At 58.4% G+C, this 21,004-nt stretch carries 22 protein-coding genes and 1 pseudogene; 9 read left to right on the top strand and 14 right to left on the bottom strand.

Annotated features, from left to right (window positions below; genetic code table 11):
* Positions 1-64: 64 nt before the first annotated feature.
* A complete protein-coding gene (locus VFL62_RS11140; protein WP_325172429.1) occupies positions 65-1,864 on the bottom strand; it encodes a thiamine pyrophosphate-requiring protein in 1,800 nt (599 codons plus the stop codon).
* 330 nt (positions 1,865-2,194) lie between these two features.
* Here VFL62_RS11140 and VFL62_RS11135 point away from each other — a divergent pair, with 330 nt between their 5' ends.
* Complete coding sequence (locus tag VFL62_RS11135) at positions 2,195-2,428, top strand: hypothetical protein (protein ID WP_325172426.1); 234 nt, start codon at positions 2,195-2,197, stop codon at positions 2,426-2,428.
* A complete protein-coding gene (locus tag VFL62_RS11130; RefSeq protein ID WP_325172425.1) occupies positions 2,422-2,670 on the top strand; it encodes a hypothetical protein in 249 nt (82 codons plus the stop codon). The genes VFL62_RS11135 and VFL62_RS11130 overlap by 7 nt, the downstream gene beginning before the upstream one ends.
* Before the next feature lie 161 nt (positions 2,671-2,831).
* On the opposite strand, the gene VFL62_RS11125 is transcribed toward VFL62_RS11130, so the two are convergent.
* The 4 genes from VFL62_RS11125 to VFL62_RS11110 form a co-directional block, all read right to left on the bottom strand.
* The gene (locus VFL62_RS11125) at positions 2,832-3,230 is read right to left on the bottom strand and encodes a hypothetical protein (protein ID WP_325172424.1); all 399 of its coding nucleotides are present in this window, start codon (positions 3,228-3,230) and stop codon (positions 2,832-2,834) included.
* Between the two features lie 2 nt (positions 3,231-3,232).
* The gene (locus VFL62_RS11120) at positions 3,233-3,454 is read right to left on the bottom strand and encodes a hypothetical protein (RefSeq protein WP_325172428.1); all 222 of its coding nucleotides are present in this window, start codon (positions 3,452-3,454) and stop codon (positions 3,233-3,235) included.
* An 83-nt stretch (positions 3,455-3,537) separates the two neighbouring features.
* Positions 3,538-3,972, bottom strand: coding sequence for a PPC domain-containing DNA-binding protein (locus VFL62_RS11115; RefSeq protein WP_325172423.1), 435 nt, complete (start codon positions 3,970-3,972; stop codon positions 3,538-3,540).
* Complete coding sequence (locus VFL62_RS11110; RefSeq protein ID WP_325172422.1) at positions 3,969-6,302, bottom strand: FdhF/YdeP family oxidoreductase; 2,334 nt, start codon at positions 6,300-6,302, stop codon at positions 3,969-3,971. Before VFL62_RS11110 ends, VFL62_RS11115 begins: the two co-directional genes overlap by 4 nt.
* A gap of 217 nt (positions 6,303-6,519) precedes the next feature.
* Between VFL62_RS11110 and VFL62_RS11105 the strand changes: the two genes are divergently transcribed.
* Positions 6,520-6,939 (top strand): CBS domain-containing protein, encoded by a 420-nt coding sequence (locus VFL62_RS11105; RefSeq protein ID WP_325172427.1) that lies wholly within the window; start codon positions 6,520-6,522, stop codon positions 6,937-6,939.
* A gap of 67 nt (positions 6,940-7,006) precedes the next feature.
* On the opposite strand, the gene VFL62_RS11100 is transcribed toward VFL62_RS11105, so the two are convergent.
* The 4 genes from VFL62_RS11100 to VFL62_RS11085 all read right to left on the bottom strand — a co-directional run bounded on the left by VFL62_RS11100 (position 7,007) and on the right by VFL62_RS11085 (position 9,333).
* Entirely contained in the window at positions 7,007-7,168 is a 162-nt protein-coding gene (locus VFL62_RS11100; protein WP_325172421.1) for a hypothetical protein, read from the bottom strand.
* Between the two features lie 76 nt (positions 7,169-7,244).
* Entirely contained in the window at positions 7,245-7,445 is a 201-nt protein-coding gene (locus VFL62_RS11095) for a hypothetical protein (RefSeq protein ID WP_325172420.1), read from the bottom strand.
* Positions 7,446-8,195: 750 nt separating this feature from the next.
* A complete protein-coding gene (locus VFL62_RS11090) occupies positions 8,196-8,984 on the bottom strand; it encodes a Crp/Fnr family transcriptional regulator (RefSeq protein WP_325172419.1) in 789 nt (262 codons plus the stop codon).
* A 106-nt stretch (positions 8,985-9,090) separates the two neighbouring features.
* Positions 9,091-9,333: a DUF6894 family protein gene (locus VFL62_RS11085; RefSeq protein WP_325172418.1), complete on the bottom strand. Its 243-nt coding sequence runs from the start codon at positions 9,331-9,333 to the stop codon at positions 9,091-9,093.
* Between the two features lie 239 nt (positions 9,334-9,572).
* Between VFL62_RS11085 and VFL62_RS11080 the strand changes: the two genes are divergently transcribed.
* A complete protein-coding gene (locus VFL62_RS11080) occupies positions 9,573-9,962 on the top strand; it encodes a PRC-barrel domain-containing protein (RefSeq protein WP_325172417.1) in 390 nt (129 codons plus the stop codon).
* 132 nt (positions 9,963-10,094) lie between these two features.
* Here VFL62_RS11080 and VFL62_RS11075 read toward each other — a convergent pair whose 3' ends face one another.
* Together VFL62_RS11075 and VFL62_RS11070 are read right to left on the bottom strand one after the other, a co-directional pair.
* Positions 10,095-10,364 carry a hypothetical protein gene (locus VFL62_RS11075; protein ID WP_325172416.1) on the bottom strand — a complete coding sequence of 90 codons (270 nt, stop codon included), beginning with the start codon at positions 10,362-10,364 and terminating at the stop codon, positions 10,095-10,097.
* 397 nt (positions 10,365-10,761) lie between these two features.
* Entirely contained in the window at positions 10,762-11,445 is a 684-nt protein-coding gene (locus VFL62_RS11070) for a sugar transferase (protein ID WP_325172415.1), read from the bottom strand.
* Positions 11,446-11,810: 365 nt separating this feature from the next.
* Here VFL62_RS11070 and VFL62_RS11065 point away from each other — a divergent pair, with 365 nt between their 5' ends.
* Positions 11,811-12,938 carry an acyltransferase gene (locus VFL62_RS11065; RefSeq protein WP_325172414.1) on the top strand — a complete coding sequence of 376 codons (1,128 nt, stop codon included), beginning with the start codon at positions 11,811-11,813 and terminating at the stop codon, positions 12,936-12,938.
* A gap of 24 nt (positions 12,939-12,962) precedes the next feature.
* Here VFL62_RS11065 and VFL62_RS11060 read toward each other — a convergent pair whose 3' ends face one another.
* Positions 12,963-14,288: a glycosyltransferase family 4 protein gene (locus VFL62_RS11060; RefSeq protein WP_325172413.1), complete on the bottom strand. Its 1,326-nt coding sequence runs from the start codon at positions 14,286-14,288 to the stop codon at positions 12,963-12,965.
* Positions 14,289-14,291: 3 nt separating this feature from the next.
* On the opposite strand from VFL62_RS11060, the gene VFL62_RS11055 reads away from it, so the two are divergent.
* Positions 14,292-15,308, top strand: coding sequence for a glycosyltransferase family 2 protein (locus tag VFL62_RS11055; RefSeq protein ID WP_325172412.1), 1,017 nt, complete (start codon positions 14,292-14,294; stop codon positions 15,306-15,308).
* Here the strand turns inward: VFL62_RS11055 and VFL62_RS11050 are convergent.
* Entirely contained in the window at positions 15,305-16,225 is a 921-nt protein-coding gene (locus VFL62_RS11050; RefSeq protein WP_325172411.1) for a glycoside hydrolase family 26 protein, read from the bottom strand. The genes VFL62_RS11055 and VFL62_RS11050 overlap by 4 nt on opposite strands.
* Positions 16,226-16,374: 149 nt before the next feature.
* Between VFL62_RS11050 and VFL62_RS11045 the strand changes: the two genes are divergently transcribed.
* From VFL62_RS11045 to VFL62_RS11035, 3 genes are all read left to right on the top strand, one after another.
* Complete coding sequence (locus VFL62_RS11045) at positions 16,375-17,886, top strand: hypothetical protein (RefSeq protein WP_325172410.1); 1,512 nt, start codon at positions 16,375-16,377, stop codon at positions 17,884-17,886.
* 217 nt (positions 17,887-18,103) lie between these two features.
* On the top strand, positions 18,104-19,204 hold the full coding sequence (locus VFL62_RS11040) for a hypothetical protein (RefSeq protein ID WP_325172409.1): 1,101 nt from the start codon (positions 18,104-18,106) through the stop codon (positions 19,202-19,204).
* Positions 19,201-20,607, top strand: coding sequence for a hypothetical protein (locus tag VFL62_RS11035; protein ID WP_325172408.1), 1,407 nt, complete (start codon positions 19,201-19,203; stop codon positions 20,605-20,607). The genes VFL62_RS11040 and VFL62_RS11035 overlap by 4 nt, the downstream gene beginning before the upstream one ends.
* Positions 20,608-20,621: 14 nt before the next feature.
* Here VFL62_RS11035 and VFL62_RS11030 read toward each other — a convergent pair.
* Positions 20,622-21,004 (bottom strand): annotated as a pseudogene (locus VFL62_RS11030) (hypothetical protein); the annotation flags it as partial.

Below are 21,004 nucleotides of genomic sequence, written 5' to 3'. Positions count from 1 at the left end.
CCGATCCGTCGGTATCCGGTATGCGGCCGCAGAGACCGCATCTATCGTCACAGCCTCCGCACGTTCAGCCATCATCCCGTCTCCCCCCGGGCAAAATGGACTCGAGGACCTGACGCGCGGCGCCGGCGATGACCCGTGACTCGTTCGGATCTCCCTTGATCAGGCTTTCAGCGAACTTTCTGGCCTGCTGGAAGGTGATATGGGGCGGCAGCGGCGGCACTTCAGGGTCGGTCTTCACCTCGAGCACAACGGGGCGATCGGCCGCGAGCGCTTCGTCCCAGGCGGAACCGAGCCGGTTCGGGTTATCGACATAGATGCCCTTCAGGCCAATCAGTTCGGCGAAGCGATGGTAGGGGACATTTGGAATTTGTTGGGATGCGTCGAACTTCGGATCGCCCTCCATCACCCGCTGTTCCCAGGTGACCTGATTGAGATCTTCGTTGTTGAGGACGCAAACGATCCAGCGGTGGTCGATCCAGCGCCGCCAATATTTTGCGACCGTGATGAGCTCGGCCATGTTGTTCATCTGCATGGCGCCGTCGCCAACGAGTGCGATGACCGGTCGATCCGAGTGGGCAAACTTCGCGGCGATCGCGTATGGGACCGCTGCGCCCATCGACGCCAATCCCCCCGACAGGGACGCCATCATCCCGCGCCTGATCTTCAGGTCCCGTGCATACCAATTGGCGCACGAGCCGGAGTCGCTGGTCAGAATGACGCGCTCGGGAAGTCGGGGCGACAGCTCCCAGGTGATGCGCTGCGGATTGACCGGCTTGGCCGGTTGCATGGCGCGTTCTTCGAGTTTCTTCCACCAACTCTCCAGATTATCGGCGATGCGTCTGCGCCAGGTGCCATCGCTCTTCTGATCGATGAGCGGAAGCAGCGCTTTCAGCGTTTCGGCGGCGTCACCGACCAGGTTCACCTCCATGGGATAGCGCAACGAAAGCATGTCCGGCGCGATATCGATCTGGACGCCTCGCGCTTTGCCTTCCTTCGGCAAGAATTCGGAGTAAGGGAAGCCAGACCCGATCATCAGCAGGGTGTCGCATTCCATCATAAGGTCGTAGCTCGGCTCGGTGCCGAGCATGCCGATCGAACCGGTGACCCAAGGCAGATCATCAGGCAAGACGGCCTTGCCCAGCAGCGCCTTCGCCGCGCCCGCGCCGAGCTTGTCCGCAATTGCGATAACCTCCTCGGTTGCGCCCAAAGCGCCGGCTCCAACCAATATGGCAACCTTGGACCCAGCGTTCAGCACATCTGCGGCCCGGCGCAGATCTGCCTCATAGGGCACGACTTTCGGCTTGGTAAATCCGACACCGGAATGGATCGTGCCGTGCGCGCGAGGGGGCTCCTCATAGGCCAGCTCCTGCAGATCGTTCGGCAAGATGATCGCCGTCACCCGCCGTTCGCCGAGCGCAGTCCGTACGGCGCGGTCGACCAAGTGGCGCACCTGCGCCGGCGAGGACGCCTGCTGCACAAAGGCGCCGGCGACGTCCTTGAACATCGCCGGCAAATCGACTTCCTGCTGATAATGACCGCCAATCGCAGTTCGGGCCTGCTGGCCGGCGATTGCCAGCACCGGCATGTGATCGAGCCTTGCATCGTAGAGACCTGTGATGAGATGAGAGGCGCCGGGCCCGGAGGTGGCAATGCAGACGCCGAGTTCGCCTGTGAACTTGGCATAGGCGGACGCCATGAACGCGGCCATCTCCTCATGCCTTGCCTGTATGAACTCGATCTTGCCCCTCGCCCGATTGAGCGCGCCGAATACGCCATTAATGCCGTCGCCGGGATACCCGAAGATCCTGCGGACGCCCCAGGCGTGCAGGCGTTGAACAAGGAAATCGCCGACGGTTTCGGACATGGAACTGCTCGCTGGCTGGGATGATCTTGATTTGCAAATCCGGCGCGTCGGTCGGTTGTTCCGAGCGGCGGGTGAGCCTTGCGTGCAGGACCAACTCGCGGCGATGGAGCGGGTTTCTTGATCCTTCGTTGGGGTATGGAGAACCCATGCTCGCGGGCAGCGGGATGCGCTCAGATCGATCCCGGCGCGGTGGGAGCTGGATTCGTCCGGATCATGTGCCCAGCGCCAATCACCGAGCAGAAACAATGCCGATCACCGAGCACACAACAATTAGGAACGATGTGGCGAACGAACGTTTGCCTAGAAGGAGATGGATCCTGGAAGCATCCGATGGGTAGCATGCTGGATTGCGTTCGAGCCTCGCGGTATCGCCGGCTCGCGCTCGCCGAAAACGATAAAGCGATCGCTGACCTGCTCTATCGGCTCGCTTATGAAGCCGAACAGGGTCTCCTCGTGACGGCTGATCGCCGTCCTCCGACGCCGCCACAACACCGCTTGACGACCTTGCTGGGCAAACCAGCCGATGGTTCGGAGGCGAGCTACGAAAGCGTCTTTCCGTGGTAGGCGACTTTCCCTGGCCGGTCACGGATGACGAACTTGTCCTCGACGAGGCGCTCGCCGTCGTTATGGATGCCTGCGAGCCGCACGGCAGCAATGAGGACGACTACATTCGGGCCGCCGCGGCGAAACTGATCGTCGAAGCCTTCAACCAGGGTATCCGCGACCCGCAAATATTGTCGCACTATGCCTTGAAAGCTCTGCATGAGCAGCAGGCTGACCGCATGAACGGCGGCCGCCTGTCATAACGATCGCTCTAGTGGTCCCAATTCCGAAGTTCGAAGCATTTTCCGAGCCAGTTTTCTAACTCCGTAATTGCCAGGACACCGGCTAATTTATTGATCTGTTTTGGCTTCGGATCAGAAGACCGCATAGTGGCCGCAATGGCGCGGACTTCTGATCCGCCACACTAACATCGCGCCGGTGCCCCTAACCGGTTTGCCCTGGCGAGGGCCGCGCATTCGCAGGTTTCAAGTGCGATTTTCTGGGCAAGCATGACGTCACCGGCCACCAGACAGCCGTCGGGCACGACGCACCAGCCGACCTTTGGAATATCCTCTTCGGTCAGTTCAAGGATGTTCGCGCAAATCCCGAACTTGATACGATACTTCTTTCCGCTCTCGCCTCCGACGACATCGAAGTAGCCGAAAGCGTCAAATTGGGCGAGTTGCGAGGGCGACAGCCACGACCGCAGCAACCGCAGGCCGCGGATTTCGGGCGTATTGGCATTTCTGGCGCTTCTGAAGAGCCCATAAACGGCGCGCGCCCGCCACTCGCATTCGCCGGCTCGTTGACTCAGCCAGAACACGCTTATCCGCCGATCAGGCGTGGAAAGAACAAGGTTTCGCGCGTGGTCGGATCGAACGATTTGACCAGGCTGCTCTCCCCGGTCGACGTTCGCGCCGCCGCAGTGAAGCCCGCGCCAGTCAACTCCTTGAAGCGCTTCTCAGCTTTCGCGACCGCCTCAGCATTTTGAGGATCGAATTCGTGGCGGCTGTCGCCGTTTAAGTCCATGACAATCTGTGTCGCCATAAAAACTCCCGGAGATTGGAGGGCACTGATCAACAAACTCTTGCACCCAAGCCTAGGTTCCTAGGCTGCCGGTGTCGGCGCGGCTAGAAGTTGATCAAGGCGATGCCAAGATCGCTGCGCTTTTTGCGCCGTAGGTGCTCGACCGTCTCGGTGATTGTTACCTCCAGCGTCGGGCGGACCTTTGCGGATATAAGGTGCCCACCACGCACCGAGCCATCCTGCAGGCCAAGGACCGCGTGTAGGTGCAGGCTCGCTCCGCCATCGTCGCCTTGGGCAATATCTCCAATCAAGCTCAAGACTTCACATTGCTCGCCGATGCCAATCGGCTTGTACGTCTTGGCCGCAAGATCGAACCAGCCGACTTTCGCCTCGGAAAAAGCGCCGATGGCCGTTACCGATGCACCTTCGATCCGTTCGCGGTTGGCGAACGCCGTGATCGCTTTGAAGACCTCCTCGCCGTCATCAAGTATCAAGACGAATACCCGATTGGCGCCGCTCTCGATGGTCTTTGATCTCATGATGTACTTACCGTTTGGGACGCTGCGATCGGGATCTCGTCAATAAGCTCCGGGATCGTGGGCTTGGAGATTCGAACCGGAATGGATTTGGCCGCCGGCACCTTGCTCCCCTCGGCGTAATGCCAGAGCGGGATCAATTCGTTCAGCTCGGGGTAGTAGCCTGCCAATGCCTTGCGCGGGATATCGTAGGCGACAACCTGCAGCTCACCCACCGACCGCTCGACGGCATCATCTGCAACCGTTTGAAGCGTGATGAGGTCTCCGGGCCTTAGATCCAGCGCCATGATGTCGTCCGGATTCATGAAAACGACGTAGCGACTGCCGTGGACGCCGCGGAAGCGGTCGTCCTCGTTGTAGATCGTCGTGTTGAACTGACCATCGGCCCGCATGGTCATCAGCTCGAACACGCCGTCGTCCTGCGGTGGCGGATTCAGGGCAGATTTTGGCACTGTGAAATTTGCCTTCCCGTTGGGCGTCTTCCATTGGCGCTGGCGAGCCGCCAACGGCCGCGGGAATCCGCCCGGCTCGAACATGCGCCGATTGAAATCCTTGAACTGGTCCGGATAGGTTCGTTCGATGGCCTCGCGTATGAGCGAATAATCGGCGATCCAGGCGTCCCAGTCGAGTTTCGGATTGCGGGCCAATGTCGCCTTGGCAAGACCGGCTATGATGGCTGGTTCGGACAATAGCGTGTCGGCCACCGGTCTACGTTGCCCTCGCGACCCGTGGATGCAGGTCGTGGAATCCTCCATCGACACCGCCTGCGCGCCTGTCACCTGCCGATCGATTTCGATGCGGCCAAGACACGGTAGCAAGTAAGTCAATTCGCCGGGGACGACGTGGCTGCGGTTAAGCTTGGTCGCGATCTGGACCGACAATCTTAATCCGGACCAGGCAGGCTCCATCAGCGAGCGTTCGGGAACCGCGCGCAGGAAATTTCCACCAAGACTGATGAAGCCTTCGACCTCGCCTTTGATGATGCCTTGGCAGGCGTCGACAGTGGTAAGTCCATCCCAGCGCGGCGGCTCGAAGCCATAGAGTTCGGACAGTCTGTCGAGCGGGACCAGCTTGGTTTTTTCGGTTATTCCGACGGTGCGTTGTCCCTGAACATTGGAATGCCCGCGGATCGGGGAAATGCCGGCGCCGGGTTTTCCGATGTTGCCACGCAGCAGCAGCAAATTGACGATCATCTTGTTGGTCTCGACGCCGTGCTTGTGCTGGGTGATGCCCATCCCATAATTGACGATGACCGCGTTGGATCTTGTGTAAACCGATGCGGCCTCGATCATCGCTTGCCGCTTCAGTCCGGCTGCGCGCTCAAGTTCCTCCCATCGTTGATTACGACAGAACGCCGTAAACTCCTCAAAACCAGACGTATGGTTCTCGATGAAGTCGACATCGATGATCCGCGCGAGGCCAGTGCTTATAGCTGCGTCATCCTCCTCGATGACCGCCTTGCAGATTCCGGCGATGGCCGCGGCGTCGCCACCGGGCCTGACCTGATAATAATGCGTGCTGATACGCGTACCGCCCGCGATCATCTGTACCGGATTTTGTGGATTGGTGAACCGCTCCAAGCCCCGCTCGCGCAGCGGATTGAAGGTGATGATCGGCACCCCGCGTTGTGCCGCTTCCTGCAAAGGATGCAGCATGCGCGGCGCATTGGTTGTGGTGTTGTGGCCGAAAAAGAAGATGCAGTCCGTGTGTTCGAAATCGTCGAGCAGGACCGTGCCAACGGGTGAGCCGATCACTTCGGGCAGCGCGACCGAGGTCGTCTCGTGACACATGTTGGAGCTGTCGGGGAAGTTATTGCTGCCGTACATTCGTCCGAACAGCTGGTACATGTAGCTGGCTTCGAGTGATGCACGGCCGGAGGTATAGAAGATCACGCTTCTGGGATCGATCTTCTTCAGCTCCGCCCCGATCTCCTCGAAAGCCGCCTGCCATGAGGTCGGCACGTATTTGTCGCTCGCGGGATCGTAGCGCATCGGCATCGTCAGCCGTCCCTGCTCTTCCAACTGGTGGTCTGACCAGCCGCGGAGTTCGCTCAGCGTATGCGCGGCGAAGAACTCGGGCGTTGCGGTCTTTCCGGTAATCTCCCATGCCGTTGCCTTGGCACCGTTTTCGCAGAATTCGAACGGGTGCGGTTTCGCCGGCTTGGCCCACGAACAGCTCACGCACATGAATCCGTCTGGCTTGTTCTGCTTGAGGAGAATCTCGCTGCCGAGAATCGCGACCTCTTCCTGGGTGAGAATATGAGCGACGGCGTTGAGCGAGCCCCATCCGCCGGCGGGTGCGTCGTATGTCTCGACCTTTGCCTTCTGCCTCATGGCCGCCGCTCCTTGCAGGACTACAGATGTGCTGAACCAACAGGTCGTAACTGCCGAAGTTCCTTGTGGAACTTTGCCTGGTAGGCGCTCCGATCGCGTTCTCAACGTCTCAAGCACTGTTGAATGCTGGTTAGAGCCTCGGACGAGTTTCCGAGGAACGTTCGCCGCTATGGCCGGTTCTTCCGGCTATCGCAAATTGGGACCTGGGAGGCGATGCATGAAGGTATGTGATGCGATGACGATCGAGGTGCAGCTCTGCACACCCGAGGACACGTTGCGAGATGCCGCCGAAGCGATGATGGCTCTCGACGTCGGGCTGTTGCCGATTACCGACAACGAACGTCTGGTCGGGATGATCACGGACCGCGACATCGTCGTCCGCGGCGTTGCCATGGGCCGCGGGCCCGATGCGCTTGTCCGAGACATCATGACAAATGATGTCAAATATTGCTTCGACGACCAGGAGCTCGATGAAGTGACCCGCAACATGGGTGAGCTCCGGGTTCGTCGGCTGCCCGTCGTCAACCGGGACAAGCAGCTGGTGGGAATTATTGCGCTTGGAGACATTGTGCGCTCGGCGCCGGGCGACGGCACCGTAAATGCTCTACGGCGGATATCCCAACCCGGCCCGGCATAGAGACCAGTTGGCGATCCCTGTGGTCCGGGTGAACGGCGGCCGTGGCGCCCTGATCTTCTCGAACCCGCTAGTGCGTATTGGTTTCCTGCCAACGTTCAAGGTCGGATTTTTGCGCGCCGCTCGGGTTCTGCTCCTTTTCGACCGGCTGCTTCCAAGGTTCATTGGTTTGCCGGAATGATCCCTTGTCTGTCTTTTGCCGGGGATCGTCGTTTGGTTTCTCTTTGCTCATTTTTAGCTCCGCAAATGCGAGGGAATGCCTCAAACAGCGGTTCGAAACGTGGTTGGAAATGGAAATGGTGAGTTCGTCAGGTTCGCGAACCCATCACGCTGCTTTCGCTCGGAACCCGCAGGTGCACCTCGTGTCCCTGGTGGATTGCCATCGAAGCGGCAACGGCAGCTGATTCGAACGCAGCTTCCTTAGTAGAATACTCGCCGTTTATTCTTCCATCGTGCTGAACGCCCCAGAATTTTCCGACAGGTACGACCTCGTATTGCGCGACGCCCATCATCATCTCCGTTCTACAGATCAGCGGATAATCGTGCCGATCGCATATCCCGCTTCAGCGTCTCCCATCGCCTCGGCAACTTCTGTTCGATTTGAACACGTCATCAACGACTGCTGAAAACTCTCGTTCCAAGCCGCACTTTGCCCGGATTTCGTCCGGGCGAGACCGGACAGGACCAAGACAGTCCGATCCATGCTCAAAGAAAACACGATCGCCGCGCGATCCGGTGGCATCGGCCACCGGGCGCCGCGATCAAAATCGCCACATTCGATTCACCTATGTGAAAGACGCGAGAACGAGTCGGACCATATTTTAGCCGTGAGGGCGGGTTGGTGGCGGGGTTATCGCTATGACCTACTACAGGTTTTACTCACTTGACGAGAGTGGAAAAGTGTTCGTTCCGCCCGCCATTCTGCAGTGCCGCGACGATGAAGACGCTTTGGTCCAGGGCCAATCGCTCGTCCGCGAACATCCGATCGAGATTTGGGACGGGGGCCGTCGGGTCGCCACACTTCTGGTAGCGCACTAACTTGGCAGCGGACGTTCACATGCGATCGAAGCGGTTTTTGTCACTCAAGGATCGTCTTGCTCTCTACGCTGGCGAGGTCAGCAGGAAGGCTGCCGAGCTGCCACCCGGCGCGGAAAGAGATGCTCTTCTGAAGAGAGCGCGCCAAGCCGATACGGCAGCCGGGCGCTCGGGCGACTTCACAAATCCGCCACGGGTAGTTCCGTCGAAATAGGCTTCCGCTCTTAATACCCCTTCGCGAGGTCCCTCGCCTTAGCGCCGTCCGTTGCGTCGGGAAATTCATTTGCGTCGAGTTGACGACCTTCGTGATCCATATGCAGATAATTGGCATTGAATAGCGCAGCGTCCATGAGGCGTTCGAGGCTCGGGACGGTTAGCGTCTTGCCTTTCAGGATCACCAACCGCCCGGCTCGCAGTTCCTGAAGAGTGCGATTGACGTGGACTTTGGAAAGCCCCGTGGCATCCGCGAGGTCGGCCTGCGTCAATGGAAAATCGCAACTGAGGCCTTCGGCAAAGCCAGCAAGGCGGAAGCGGAAGAAAATCTCGCAAAACAAATGCGCCATCCGCTCCAAAGCGGTTCGCTGTCCGAGATTCATCGTCCACTCGCGCTGAATGGCGGCGTTGACCAACGTTTCCCACCATAACGCCGTGGCAATGCGCGGATAGCCGGCGCTAATCTCGTCGAAGAACTCCCGCGACAGATCGGCGACCGTGGCTGAAGTGATGGTGCCAATCGAGTGGTCCATCTCCTTTAGGATAAAGACGTTCAGATCACACATGTCGCCGGGAAGAAAAAATGACACCACCTGGCGGCGTCCGTCTTCCAATTGCTTATATCGACAAGCCCACCCCGTAAGAACCAGATGTACATCCTTGGGGCGGTCTCCTTCGCGGGTGATATCGGCACGCGGGCCAAATTTGCGAACACGCTCCGAGGCAGCACGCGTTAATATGGCGCGGTCGCCGGGCGACAGCTTCACAAAGTGTTCAAGCTTCCGGATCAAGGCGTTCACGGGGCGATCTCTCCACCGCGATAAGCCGGTTCTCGACCGACCTATTCAATAACCTATGTTATTTTTTTGTGATTGCGAGCAAATCGGGTCTGTACTCTTGCTGTAGCTACTTGTCATTTCGATGCCCTGGAAGGCCGTCGATAGCCGTGCGCCAGATCTCTTCGCCGCTGTCGCGCCTCACCAGTATCTCATAGCCCAAGCCGACCAATCCGGGACGCTGCGCCCTCACCTCCTGCGCAAGCTCGCGGGCAACCTTTCGCGCTTGATCGTCGTTATCCAGAACCGCTCCGCTGGCGTCAGTCACGGTATTGGTGTCGACCAAATCGAAGTGATATCGGCGCATCGGCATGATCTCGTGGACGGCCCCGGCGGGGTTCCGTGCTGGGGCCGTCAGAAGAGGCGCAGCTGTTTCCCGGAAAACAGAAGCCGGCAGCACGTCAACGACGCTATCGCAATGCGTTCGTTCCTATTTTTGCTTCGCGTATCGGGAGTAAGGCCATCACCGAATGCTCAGCTCCCGACGAGCTGTGTCCGGGAACGTTTGTACCCCTATTCCGTTTGATATCCACGATTATGGAGGAGGTTTTGATGAAGAAGCTTATCACGGCGTGCGTGCTGGTTATGGCCGGCGCCACATCCGCTTACGCAGCAACGACCATGACGGCGGTACCGGCTCAAAGCTCAACCGTCACGAACTACTACAAGCAGTCGGTTTACGATCCCAAGCAGAACAAGATCGGTGACGTCGACGATGTTCTCGTCGATCAGTCCGGCAAGATTACCGGCCTTGTCATCGGTGTCGGAGGCTTCCTCGGCGCCGGCGAGAAAGACGTGATCGTGCCATTCTCGGCTGTGAAATCCGCCAAGAAGGACGATAAGTGGTATCTCACACTGGACGAAACGAAAGACAATTTGAAGAATTCAGCCGGTTTCAAATACAACAAGACTACGACGTCCTGGGAGCCTGAAAAGAAGTAAACGCATTATCGTGCGCGAGGGACCGCCAGCTCATTATCGGCTCGGCGGTCCAGCCCATTGCGAATTCCCGCTAGTTTCGTCCCGCCAGAGGTCATCTCATCGAGCGGCCGTTCCATCAGCCAATATTGAGATTCATGGTCCGCTTGCTCCGGCGGGCGGAGCCGTATGCCGGTCGTTTCGCCGCGTTGTGCCGTCACGCCGGCCCCGGGAAAAGCCGGCCGCGGTGAAGGATTGCATCGCCAAGCTCGCGATGAGGCGCACCAGCAAGCCGAAAAAATAACCGGTCTGCAAAACGGCTTCCGAAACGGCGATTGCGGCGGCGGTCTCCGCATGGCTGAGGCCGCGAGCTATCGAGATGGCGATGACAGCGAACGGCAGGAGGACGATGATCGGCAGCAGCACCTTCCATCGGAACGCAACTCCAGCCGCAGCTCCCAGAATGACCAGCGCTATGGCGGAATACATCATGTGGCGGCCCCTCCAATATCGCCGATATCGGCACTTTTATTGTTCGTTTGTCGAGAATGTGCCGATCAGATCGGCGTGTACTCAGGCGCGCGCGAAAGTGAATTGCAACTATGTTACGAGATTTCGCGCCTACGGAAAGGGTCTTGTGCGGTCGACCGGGGCGACCGTGCCGAGACCAGAACAAATTCAGTCTTGCTAGTCGTTCAAGGCGAACGCGCCCCTAGGGGTCTGCTGCTAACAGCAGTTCTCTCTCAGGGGCTATCGATCGGGGATTTCGCCTAGCCGAATGGTGACATCCGCAAATGCCGACCGAGCCAAGGCTACGTTCACTTTAATACGCTGTATCGGAGAAGCAGACCGCCGGAATCGTTGCCATGATGATCTTGGCATCCAGGGCGATCGACCAATGATGCGCATAGTAGCTATCAAGCACGACTCGCCTTTGAAACGTTGTCGTGCTGCGGCCGCTGACTTGCCAGAGGCCGGTGATGCCCGGACGACACGCATAATAGGCATTAATGGAATCGGAATAGCGGCCCAGCTCTTCCTCCGTCACTGGCCTGGGTCCGACGATGCTCATGTCGCCCTTGAGAACGTTGAATAGCTGCGGCAGTTCGTCCAGACTCGACTTCCGTAAGACAGCGCCAATTGGGGTGATGCGCGGATCGTTTCGCAACTTTCTCGTCGCCAGCCATTCGGCCGCCGCCGCAGGATCAGAGTCGAGATGCCGGCGCAACCGGTCTTGGGCATCGACCGCCATCGTGCGGAATTTAAGGCAATCGAACCGCTTGCCATTGAACCCGACGCGCCGGTGGCGGAAGAACACCGGGCCTGCGGAAAAGCTGGCTATGATCGCGCAGCAAATGATGAAAAACGGTGCAAGCAGAACAATTCCGCACAGTGCCAGAACGATATCTACCGCCCGTTTTGAAGCCAATCCAATCGGGCGCGGCGTCGTTACCAAAACAAACAGCGCTTCACCATCGGCACTGTGTGTCTTTGCTATTCCATCCATAAGCGACTACTCCGAGACGTGAAAGAATGCTGCGATGCAAATAAAATCACGCTCGTCCGCATCGTTCCTAATGACATGGAAAATTAACCGAGGGTTCCTTGCGTGCACGAATGCACCAAAAAAGCGCCACTGCCTCGCCCAGATCCGAACGAGCCTTTCTCATCATCGACAGATTTGCTCGAGCGGATGCAGGAACAAGCGGCGCGAACGTATGATCGCGCGCTACAGACGATAGCGACCACGGCGTGCGCCAATCGAGAAGATTGCGCGTGAACTTGGAACGGAGACGTAACGCCGGCTTTTTCCCGCATATGCGAAAAGCGGCAAGGAAAGCCCACCGGTTCTTCGCGCGAGTGAGATGACACATGAACGCGAGAGACCGAGACCGGCTGCCGGCACTCGACAGTTTGAGGGCAATTGCGGCCCTGGCTGTGCTCTTGTTCCACTACACCAGCGGTTATGAACGCGTCGTCGGTCCACATACCGGGCCGGTGCCGAATGTTGAATGGGGCCACCTGGGTGTCGAACTGTTCTTTGTCATCAGCGGTTTTGTCATCGCGTGGACGCTTGAACGTTCATCATCGCTGACTGATTTCACCTGGGGCCGTCTGGCGCGGCTTTATCCGGCATATCTGGCCGGCGCCATGATTACGGGAATTGTCGTCTTCGGAATCGGCTTCAATCCGTCGCAAATTCAGACGCGCGACATCGCTTGGAACGCAATCATCGGATTACCCCAACTGGTAAAGGCCAATAATCTCGATGCTTCCTACTGGACGCTGGGCGTGGAAGTCTCTTTCTACATTATGGCTGCAGCGGCCACCTACGCGCTGCCAAAGCTGCGGTTTGAGATATTTTGCCTGGTTTGGCTCGCGGTGTCGCTGGCGGTGCGTGGGTTCCTGCCTGGACATGTCCGATTCCAGCTGTTGCTGGTTTCGAACTACTCGCCGCTGTTCGTGGCCGGCGCAATGCTGTTCGCGCTTTCACCCGCGATGCGGCCGGATCGGCTTACTGTTGCAACCTTCGCAGCAGCTATTGTCGTCGCTTTCGTTGGTATCGAGCCACACTGGTTACGTCCGACGAGTGGAGCGGGCGTTTGTGTATTCGTCGGATTGGTATTTCTGACGGCAACAGGGCGACTGGCAATTCTGAATTTCCGGCCCCTGGTTATCATAGGTCAGGCTTCCTATTCGCTCTATCTGATCCATCAGGTCGTCGGATACTGGTTCATTTTCAACGCCGAGCGGCTCGGCGTTCCGCCGATCGCCGCGATTGCTGCGGCTACCCTATTGGTCATTTCAGCATCGATCGGGCTGAGAACGGTGGTCGAGGTGCCTGCGCAACGTTTCATTCGCAACGCGACGCGGCCGATTGTCGGATATGAGCCGCGAGCCGCTATGGCAGACCCGCTCCAGCCAATGCAAACGATCACCCGAATTGAAGGGATGCAGCCTATCAGAGGATCCTCAGACCGTCCGAAGAACTTCGAATAGATTGCACGGTCCGCTGCGTCATAATTAGGCAGATTTCAGAAGCGGTCGTTCGGCTTCGCGACGACCGATGGCAGGCGTCAACGCCTCCAGCAGGTGGCTCGCGTTGGCATCCCAGCTGAACATATCTTCCGCCAACTCGAATGCCCGCCTCTGCATCCGATCCAGCCGCTCGACGTCGTCGATCACCGCAACGATTGTTCCCAGCAATGTCTCGATATCGCGCTCTACAAGGAAAGATGACCTCAGCCCGGCGGGAATGCCGTTGAGTGCCGTTTCCACCGATGCGACGGGCACGCGGGAGAATATGTAATCCAGAGTTTTCAGCTTGAAGCCGCCACCGACCTCCTCCGGGATCAGAGCAATTCGCGCATTTCGGCACATTTCGCCCAAGTCATCGACGAAGCCGCAAAAGACGACCCAGGGAAAACGCGATCTTAGTCGGGACAGAACGGCCTCGGGCACGAAGCCGACGATATGCAGCTCAATATGATTCGGCACGAACACGGCGCTTGCGGCTTCGAGCAAGCGCTCCAGATTGATCTGTTTGGCAATCCAGCGGAAAGAGCCGACAATGATCGCGCGCCGTGGAACGTCCGCGTTGACGGTTCGGCTCGCCTGCTTGACGTTAGCATAGCCGGGCGGAAGAACGATCGAGGCAAGCGACGGATTGATTTCTGCGAACGCGGTGCGATCTTCCTCCGTCAGGGTCACGAGCAGTTGACTGGCAAGTGCCAGATTCTGCTCGGCGCGTCGTGTTTTCCTCGCATTCGCCTGTAACAGCCATTTCCGGATAAAATCGCCGGAAAAGTTGCGCGCGATCTGATCATTGACCGCGGTTTCAAAATTATGAGCTACTTGGACGAAAAATGGCCGGTTACGCGCAAGCGTTTGCACAAGTGGTACGGCCCAGCTCATCGCATATTGATCGAACACGACGACGTCGTAATTGTTCAGCGCGAGCTCGCTCGCGATTGCGTTCCGATACTGGGTCGTTGCAAATCGCGCGCCGACCATTGGCAACGAACTGAACAGCGATCGCAGTCTGGAACGCGCTACGCCAGGTATCCGCTTCCAGTAGACGCTTGGTTCGAGGTCGGCTGGGTTGCCGTCCTTTTCATCGGGGTTATCCAGCCCGAGGAAAACAACTTGCGCACCCTGCCTTGCTACGGCGCCCGCCAAATGGGCAGAATAGACGCGGTCACCTGCGTTCAACGGGATTGGAATAATTCGTCCAAGCCAAAGGATAGAAGGGACCATTCGTTTGGAACGCGCATTGTTGGTCTGCATTGTGCCCCGGAGCGTCGATGTAGCAAAGCTGCGATTCGGCGTGAGTTCCCGTGTGGAGATCATGGCATGCGATCTGAACCGTCCGTTTCGATAATCGTTCCAACGCTGAATGAGGAGAAATACATTCGACAAGCGATCGGTTCGTTGATCCCTGTCGAAGGGTTGGATTACGAATTGATTGTGCTCGATGGCGGCAGCACCGATCGGACGGCGTCGATTGTCGAGGAGCTGGCGTCGAGCAATGCGAGCATTCGCCTGGAGAGGAATCCGGCCCGCTATCAATCGGCGGCGGTGAATCTCGGGGCGAAGGTGGCAAAGCCTCAATCGGCGATCATCGTTCGCGCGGACTCGCATGCCGAATATCCGCCGGGTTTTGTTGCGGGTCTTGTCGGGGAACTGAACCAACAGAAGGTCGCCTCGGTGGTCGTTCCGATGCGAACGCGCGGCAAAGGCTTCCTCCAGCGAGGGATCGCGGCTGCGCAAAACAGCCGGCTGGGCAACGGCGGGGCAGCACATCGAACTGCAACGAGCTCGCGATATGTTGACCACGGTCATCACGCTGCCTTCGACCGTAGCGCCTTTCTGGCTGTCGGCGGCTATGACGAGAGCTTCACCCACAACGAAGACGCGGAATTGGACCTTCGGCTGAGGCGGTCGGGCGCGCGGATATGGTTGTGCTCGGAGCTTGCCATCAGCTATTTTCCGCGAAATTCCTTTGGCGCGCTCGCCCGGCAATACTTCAACCACGGTTCCGGGCGCGCGAAGACGATGTTGAAACACCGTCGGCCACCTAAACTCAGGCAAATTCTTCCAGTCGGCGCCCTTGGACTAAACGCGCTCAGTCTGGCCTCGGGAATTGTAGTTTCGCCGCTTTTTCTTCTGCCGGGTCTGGCCTATGTCGGGGCCTGTATGACTGGCGGATTATTTCTGGCCGTATCGGAACGCGATCCGGCCGGCTGCGTAGCCGGCCCGGCCGCAATGATCATGCATCACAGCTGGGCAGCGGGCTTCATCTATCGGGTGCTTCGTAGCACGGCGTCCAAAGCGTGGCCCGCGCCTGCCTCTATTGAGGCTGTGCGCTAACGCCGCTGGCTATCGCTCCCTTTCGCCCCGAAGCTGTCGATATAGGCGATTGCAGCGTTGGGGTATTGGTTGTCAGTCAGTTTGCCGGGAAAATCATCATTTGAATTCCAGAGGCTTTGATAGAGCACATTGTGCCCTGAGAACCACTGCGCTGCCTTCTCGATGTAAGGGCCGGCGCCGTCGAAATTGACGCCCCACTCCGGATACGCTGTGGGCTTGTGATGCCTCGCGGCAAAGTCTTCCAGCCACTGCAGTCCATATTGGCCACTGACCATTTCATCCCAGGCCTTGATCGGATCGGTCGGGTTCCATTTGGTGTTGTAGTAGAAGTCCATGCCCATGACGTCGACGTAATCGTCGCCCGGATAGGCGTCAGCGGGGTTCATGCGCGTTTCGCGGATGTTGGCGTTCCATTCAAATCGAAAGCGGTTTGAGACTGAGCGAAATGCGTCGACAAAATGCCGATAGGCGGTGACGAACTCCTGCTCTCGCCCGGTCGCGGACCAGGGCATCCAGCCGCCGTTGAACTCTTCCCCGGTTCGGATGTAGATCACGGCGTCCGAGGGGCGCGTTTGCGACAGCAGTCTAGCCGCCTGTTCGTAGCGCTCCTGATATTTTCCGGCAGCCGCTTCCGACAAGGATCCGCCGTCGGCGAACATTGGGATTGTCCAGCGAATCGGCTTATCGAGCGGCGACCAAAGCTGGATCGACCATTTGATGCTGCTGATCCAGTCCGTCCAGTTAGCGCGTCCCGTGTGAGCCGCGATCTGGTCCACGGGCCTGCCAAGCCAGTCTTCGAACCGCCGCAGTTCCGACGGGCTGTTGCCGACATAGACGCTGAGAGCTGGAGTTCCTGCTGAGCTCGGGCGACCGACGCTGAGAAGAAAAATGACAACAACGCACGCGCGCAGGATCATGACGGTTCTCGCTTGATAGATGTGTTCACTCGGTCGGCAGGCCCATGCGGTTCCCCGCGCTCTCACAAAAGTTTGGAACGAACGCGTGATTTCGCACTTGCCACATGGCTACTTCGCACCTGCCAAAGCGTTCCAACAGAGAGCTCTGCATGTCGTTCAGCGTACTCAGCAAGATTGTTTGGGCGAGAAAGCTCACGTTTGTCGTCGTATTTGCGTTGATCACAGCGAGCGTGATCGTATTCACGGAAATGGTCACGCCGATGTTTCAGTCCGAAGCATTGTTGATGACCACCCTCGACCGGGCACAGCGACAGCAAACGCAATTTCCGGATACCCTTCGCTATCAGCTGAATTCGCAGATCTACATCATCAACAGCGAAGACGTGCTTCGACAGGCCATCAGTGAATTCGGGCCAAAAAAGCTTTATCCGGACCGGAACAAGTCCGTGTCGTGGCGGGTGTTGGGCTTATTGCCGCCGAACCTTGCGACGCTGACCATGGAGGCTGCCAATTCGCTTCGATCCGAAAATCGGGATGACGGACGTTCGGACCTCGATCGCGCGCTGCTGAAGGTCAAGAAACGGCTCGCCGTAAATCTGGAAAAGGATTCCCAGATTCTGTCACTGACATTTCGGCACCCGGACCCCAAGGTGGCCGAGCAGTTCCTGGGGCTCGTGGTTCGCGATTTCCTGCAACGGCAGGCTGATTTGAGCGGCAACGCGGAGGCACCTGCTTTCTTTCACCAGGAGGCTGCGCACTACCGCGATGAATACAAGAAGGCTTCGGCGGAGCTAAGCGACTTTTCCAAGCAACATGCCATTTATTCAGTCAGCCAGGAAATCGAGCTCGCACTCTCCAGGCGCGACGAGACGCTCGCGGCGCTGGCAAAGACACGTGGTTCGATCGCGGAGAAAGAGGCGCAGGCGGCCACGTTTCAGAACACTTTAACGCAATTGCGCCGCCGCATTTCGATTCCGGGCGAGATCGTCGGGCCGAAGCAGAGTGTGCCTCAGGGAACAGGTAACAGCGACGCGCTGACGGATTCCAACAAGGTGCCGGCGAATGAATCCCCGCTTCTTCTGGTGCGCGTGTTTCAGGAAACGGCGCAGTCGCTGGTCAACCTGAACTCCGAGATCGTTGGCCTGCGGTCGCTCGAAAAGTCGCAGACCGAGGCCTTGTCGGATGTCGAAAAGAAGCTCGGATCTCTCTCGTCGATTTCGGCCGAATTTCGTCGTCTCAACGACCAGCTCGAGCAGGTATCCAAGGTGCTCGAAGCTCATGTTGGCCGGGCGGCCGATGCCCAAATGAACGCCGACTGGGACGCCAGCGAAAAGCTTTCGAATGTCAAGGTTGCCCAGTCGGCGACCGCTCCGACCGAGCCGGTATTTCCTCCCAAGCCGCTTTTCGTTGCGCTCGGGGCTGTGATCGGTCTCGTCGGTGGTGCAGCGGCCTGCGTGTTGCTGGAGGCCATGAGCAAGCGTCGGCGGGAAGCGCGTCTGGGCCGCCGTGCATATTACGACTCACGGTTCAAGGAATGGGCCGGCGCCGAAGACGACGGTTGGTCCGATACTTCGGATGGGCGCATCAGGGAGCGCTGGGCGTCGGAGGCGGCCGCCCCTGCTGCGGCGCAGGAGATCGCGAGTTACCGGCTCTATCGTTGAATTCTACGACAGCTAGCGTGTCGATCCCTGCAGGAAGCCTTTGATGGCCGATATTTCACTGGCACGCATCACCGCACGGCCGGCACAACCGGGCCTCGTGCTCTGCGCCTCGACACTTTTGCTTGAGGTCATTCTACAAAAGATCGCGCTGCCGGGCACCGGCGGCGTTTATCCCTTGAACCTGCTCGTCTTTCCTGCCGTAACGGCCGGCGCCTTCTTGTTCGGCCTGATCGAGGTCAATACGCCCGCGTTCATCTGGTACGCGGCCTTTATTCTCATGGGGATCTTGAGCACAGCACTGTCGCCAAGTCCGAATGTTTCGGTGCTTTCATTGGGGTTTCTCGTCGTCGCGCAGCTGCCGCTCGTTTTCCGTTGCAGATCGGCCGACATTTCTTATGAGAGCGTGCTGAAGTTTGTTTCGACCGTCGGCTGCGCCTGTGCGCTGATCGGTGTCCTGCAATTCGTCGGACAGTTCGTCGTCGGCGCCGATGTCGTCTTCTTTGTGGACAAGCACCTGCCGGATAACCTGACCGTTGCCGGTTACAATTCGCTCATTCCGCTCTACTGGACCTCGCCCGTCTACAAAAGCAACGGCGTATTCTTTCTGGAGCCTGCGTTCTTCTGCCAATTTCTCGCGATAGCGGTGGTTGCCGAACTGCGAGCTGGGCCGCGGACAATCCGGCTTCTTATTCTAACCGCCGGCCTCGTATGCAGCTACTCCGGCACCGGGTTGACGATGCTTGCGCTGTTTCTTCCTGTCTATTTTTTGCGGCATGGCCACGCGCGCCTGTTTTTCTTCGCCGCGCTAGTCTCCGCCGTTTTGATTTTTTTTGGTGATGCGCTGTCGCTCGATGCATTCACCCGGCGTTTGAGTGAATTCTCCGACGTCGATTCGAGCGGATGGGCGCGCTTCCTATCGATGTTCAGCGTGCTTCAGAGGGTCGTATTTGCGAACGATCTGACATTTTTCCTCGGACGTGGGCCCGGTACGGTTCAGGAGCAATTCCGGTTGTTCTCGTTCAATGCCTTCGATCCGACCTGGGGAAAGGTTATCTATGAATATGGCCTGGTAGGTTCACTTGTCTATTTCAGGTTCTTCTATCTGGCGTTCTGCAAGGGGCCGAAAGGCCTGCGATTTGCCGTGGGATATACCTATCTTTTCCTCGGCGGCTACCTGCTCAATCCGTCCATCCTGATGCAGGTTGCGGCGCTCGTGGTGTGGCCTGGGGCGTTGGCCGGCGAGACTGCCCGCGCGCGCGAGGAGACGAACGAGCGCATCCCGGTTTATCCGGCCGCGGCGGCGATGTCTCCGAGATGACCGAACTCGACTTGCCAACCAACGATCGCGGACAGGACGGTCCGGCGAACACTATCAAGCCGCGATCGGGGCAGCGCTCGCACAGCTCGATCGTACTCTTGACGCTAAAGGGCATGAATGCCGCCCTCACCGCAATATCCAATTTCGTCCTCGCCTACGTGCTGGTTCGCGCCATTGGCTTGGACTCATATGCGGTCATGGCAAGCCTGCTCGCGGTCGCGGCCCTTGTCTTGCAGAGCGATCTTGGCATCACCGGGCTGACATTCTTCAAGCTCCGCGCCAACTACCTTGCCGCAACCGGCGCCCCCCGGACGAGCCAGGATGATCGCGCGCTGGTGGTGACCATCGTCACGATCTACATCGCTATCGGCGTGATCTCGGTCGCCGTTCTGGCGGCAGCAATCGCCGCAAATCTCGTCCAGGTGAGCCCATACGGCCTGCCCTATCTATTGATCTTCGCCGGTGCGGTATGCGCGTTGCCACGCATGGCGCTGCGATCGGTGATCAACGCCCGGGACGGATTTGTCGCGACGGAGCTGGTCGATCTGGGCAGACGAATAGCGATATTGGCGGCAACGGCCGCGATGTTGCTTGGGCTTTCCTTTGCGTCCTACAGCGCGCTCAATCTGCTGGTATGGCTATCGTCCGTGGTTATATTGATCTGGTTGGCGCAATCGTACGGCTTCGTCGCCGATACCCGAGAATTTCCCAGAGGCCTTGAGTTGCTTCGCCGGGAAGTCAGGGGCATTCGGGCCACCGTTCTGCTGTCGCTGACGGATTTCATCATCAGCGTTTTCCCATACTACCTGCTGACGGCAACAAGGGACGCAGCGGCGATTGTCGCGTTCGATATGTTCTACAAGGTGACACGCTTTGCAGCGATGACCTATTCGATCGGCGCCGAGACCGCTTTGCCACAGCAGACACGGGCCGTACATCACAACGACGCGGCCGGGCTGGCACGTGCGACCGGCAAAGGGCTCTTGATCGGCATTTTGCCAATGGCCACGGGTATCGTTGCTATAGCGCTCTTCGGCGAGAAGATTTTTCGGCTTGTTCTCGGTCAGGGAGGAATTGTGTCGCCGGCGATGCGATTCGCCATTTGCGCGATGCTGGTGTTCATGTTGATACAGACGACTTGCCAGATCGTGCTGATCGGCACCGGAAAATTCGAGGAATTGGCCCGTCGCGCCGGAATTACGTTCGCTGGCATGGTGCTCATCAGCGTGTCGATGGCCCTATTTCACTGGAGCATCGATGCCTTTATCGTCGCCTATGTCATCGTTTATGGCGCGGGGTCCCTGCTCTATGCCGAGTGCTTCTATTCGCTAAATCGATCCTTGCGTAGCCGGGTCTTGCAGCGGCATTCCAAAGACGTCGAGACCGGTGCAGTCGAGACTTGAGCGCGCGGAAGCTCTCAGGCGCGAAGATTACGCAAGCTTTCTCGGGTAATCCGCTTGAGCGGCCCTCCCGGACGCTTCAGCCTGCTCATCAGGCTTGTGCCATTTTGGTGACGCAGAAGTTCTGCAAGCCGCAAAGGTTCGTAGAGCGTTGGATAACGATTGCGGGCAAGAGCGCCAAAGCGTTGCAAGGCATCCCGGCGAGATGGACCGGTGGCGGCGTTGCGGAGCTGTATGTGGACGGCCTGCTTCTTGGCGCGCCACCAATCGCCAATCTCAGCCTGTTTCTGCAGCAGGGATGATTTGTCCGCGAGCGCTTCGCGGGTATAGCGGGCAGCCGCTTGCCAATTGCGGAATGACGGAATGGGATGTGGTCCAAACAGCCCCGTGAAATAGTCGA

Origin of the sequence: Bradyrhizobium sp., from assembly GCF_035701725.1 — a bacterium.
GTDB lineage: Bacteria > Pseudomonadota > Alphaproteobacteria > Rhizobiales > Xanthobacteraceae > Bradyrhizobium.
This window is presented reverse-complemented; position numbering and strand designations above follow the sequence as displayed.

What these genes read in the sequence shown, in the direction of transcription:
- VFL62_RS11045 (WP_325172410.1), top strand. Translation starts at nt 16,375, where the DNA reads ATGTCGTTCAGCGTACTCAGCAAGATTGTTTGGGCGAGAAAGCTCACG.
- VFL62_RS11140 (WP_325172429.1), bottom strand. Translation starts at nt 1,864, where the DNA reads ATGTCCGAAACCGTCGGCGATTTCCTTGTTCAACGCCTGCACGCCTGG.
- VFL62_RS11100 (WP_325172421.1), bottom strand. Translation starts at nt 7,168, where the DNA reads ATGAGCAAAGAGAAACCAAACGACGATCCCCGGCAAAAGACAGACAAG.
- VFL62_RS11065 (WP_325172414.1), top strand. Translation starts at nt 11,811, where the DNA reads ATGAACGCGAGAGACCGAGACCGGCTGCCGGCACTCGACAGTTTGAGG.
- VFL62_RS11135 (WP_325172426.1), top strand. Translation starts at nt 2,195, where the DNA reads ATGGGTAGCATGCTGGATTGCGTTCGAGCCTCGCGGTATCGCCGGCTC.
- VFL62_RS11055 (WP_325172412.1), top strand. Translation starts at nt 14,292, where the DNA reads ATGCGATCTGAACCGTCCGTTTCGATAATCGTTCCAACGCTGAATGAG.
- VFL62_RS11060 (WP_325172413.1), bottom strand. Translation starts at nt 14,288, where the DNA reads ATGATCTCCACACGGGAACTCACGCCGAATCGCAGCTTTGCTACATCG.
- VFL62_RS11035 (WP_325172408.1), top strand. Translation starts at nt 19,201, where the DNA reads ATGACCGAACTCGACTTGCCAACCAACGATCGCGGACAGGACGGTCCG.
- VFL62_RS11095 (WP_325172420.1), bottom strand. Translation starts at nt 7,445, where the DNA reads ATGGGCGTCGCGCAATACGAGGTCGTACCTGTCGGAAAATTCTGGGGC.
- VFL62_RS11110 (WP_325172422.1), bottom strand. Translation starts at nt 6,302, where the DNA reads ATGAGGCAGAAGGCAAAGGTCGAGACATACGACGCACCCGCCGGCGGA.
- VFL62_RS11070 (WP_325172415.1), bottom strand. Translation starts at nt 11,445, where the DNA reads ATGGATGGAATAGCAAAGACACACAGTGCCGATGGTGAAGCGCTGTTT.
- VFL62_RS11120 (WP_325172428.1), bottom strand. Translation starts at nt 3,454, where the DNA reads ATGGCGACACAGATTGTCATGGACTTAAACGGCGACAGCCGCCACGAA.
- VFL62_RS11115 (WP_325172423.1), bottom strand. Translation starts at nt 3,972, where the DNA reads ATGAGATCAAAGACCATCGAGAGCGGCGCCAATCGGGTATTCGTCTTG.
- VFL62_RS11080 (WP_325172417.1), top strand. Translation starts at nt 9,573, where the DNA reads ATGAAGAAGCTTATCACGGCGTGCGTGCTGGTTATGGCCGGCGCCACA.
- VFL62_RS11050 (WP_325172411.1), bottom strand. Translation starts at nt 16,225, where the DNA reads ATGATCCTGCGCGCGTGCGTTGTTGTCATTTTTCTTCTCAGCGTCGGT.
- VFL62_RS11105 (WP_325172427.1), top strand. Translation starts at nt 6,520, where the DNA reads ATGAAGGTATGTGATGCGATGACGATCGAGGTGCAGCTCTGCACACCC.
- VFL62_RS11085 (WP_325172418.1), bottom strand. Translation starts at nt 9,333, where the DNA reads ATGCCGATGCGCCGATATCACTTCGATTTGGTCGACACCAATACCGTG.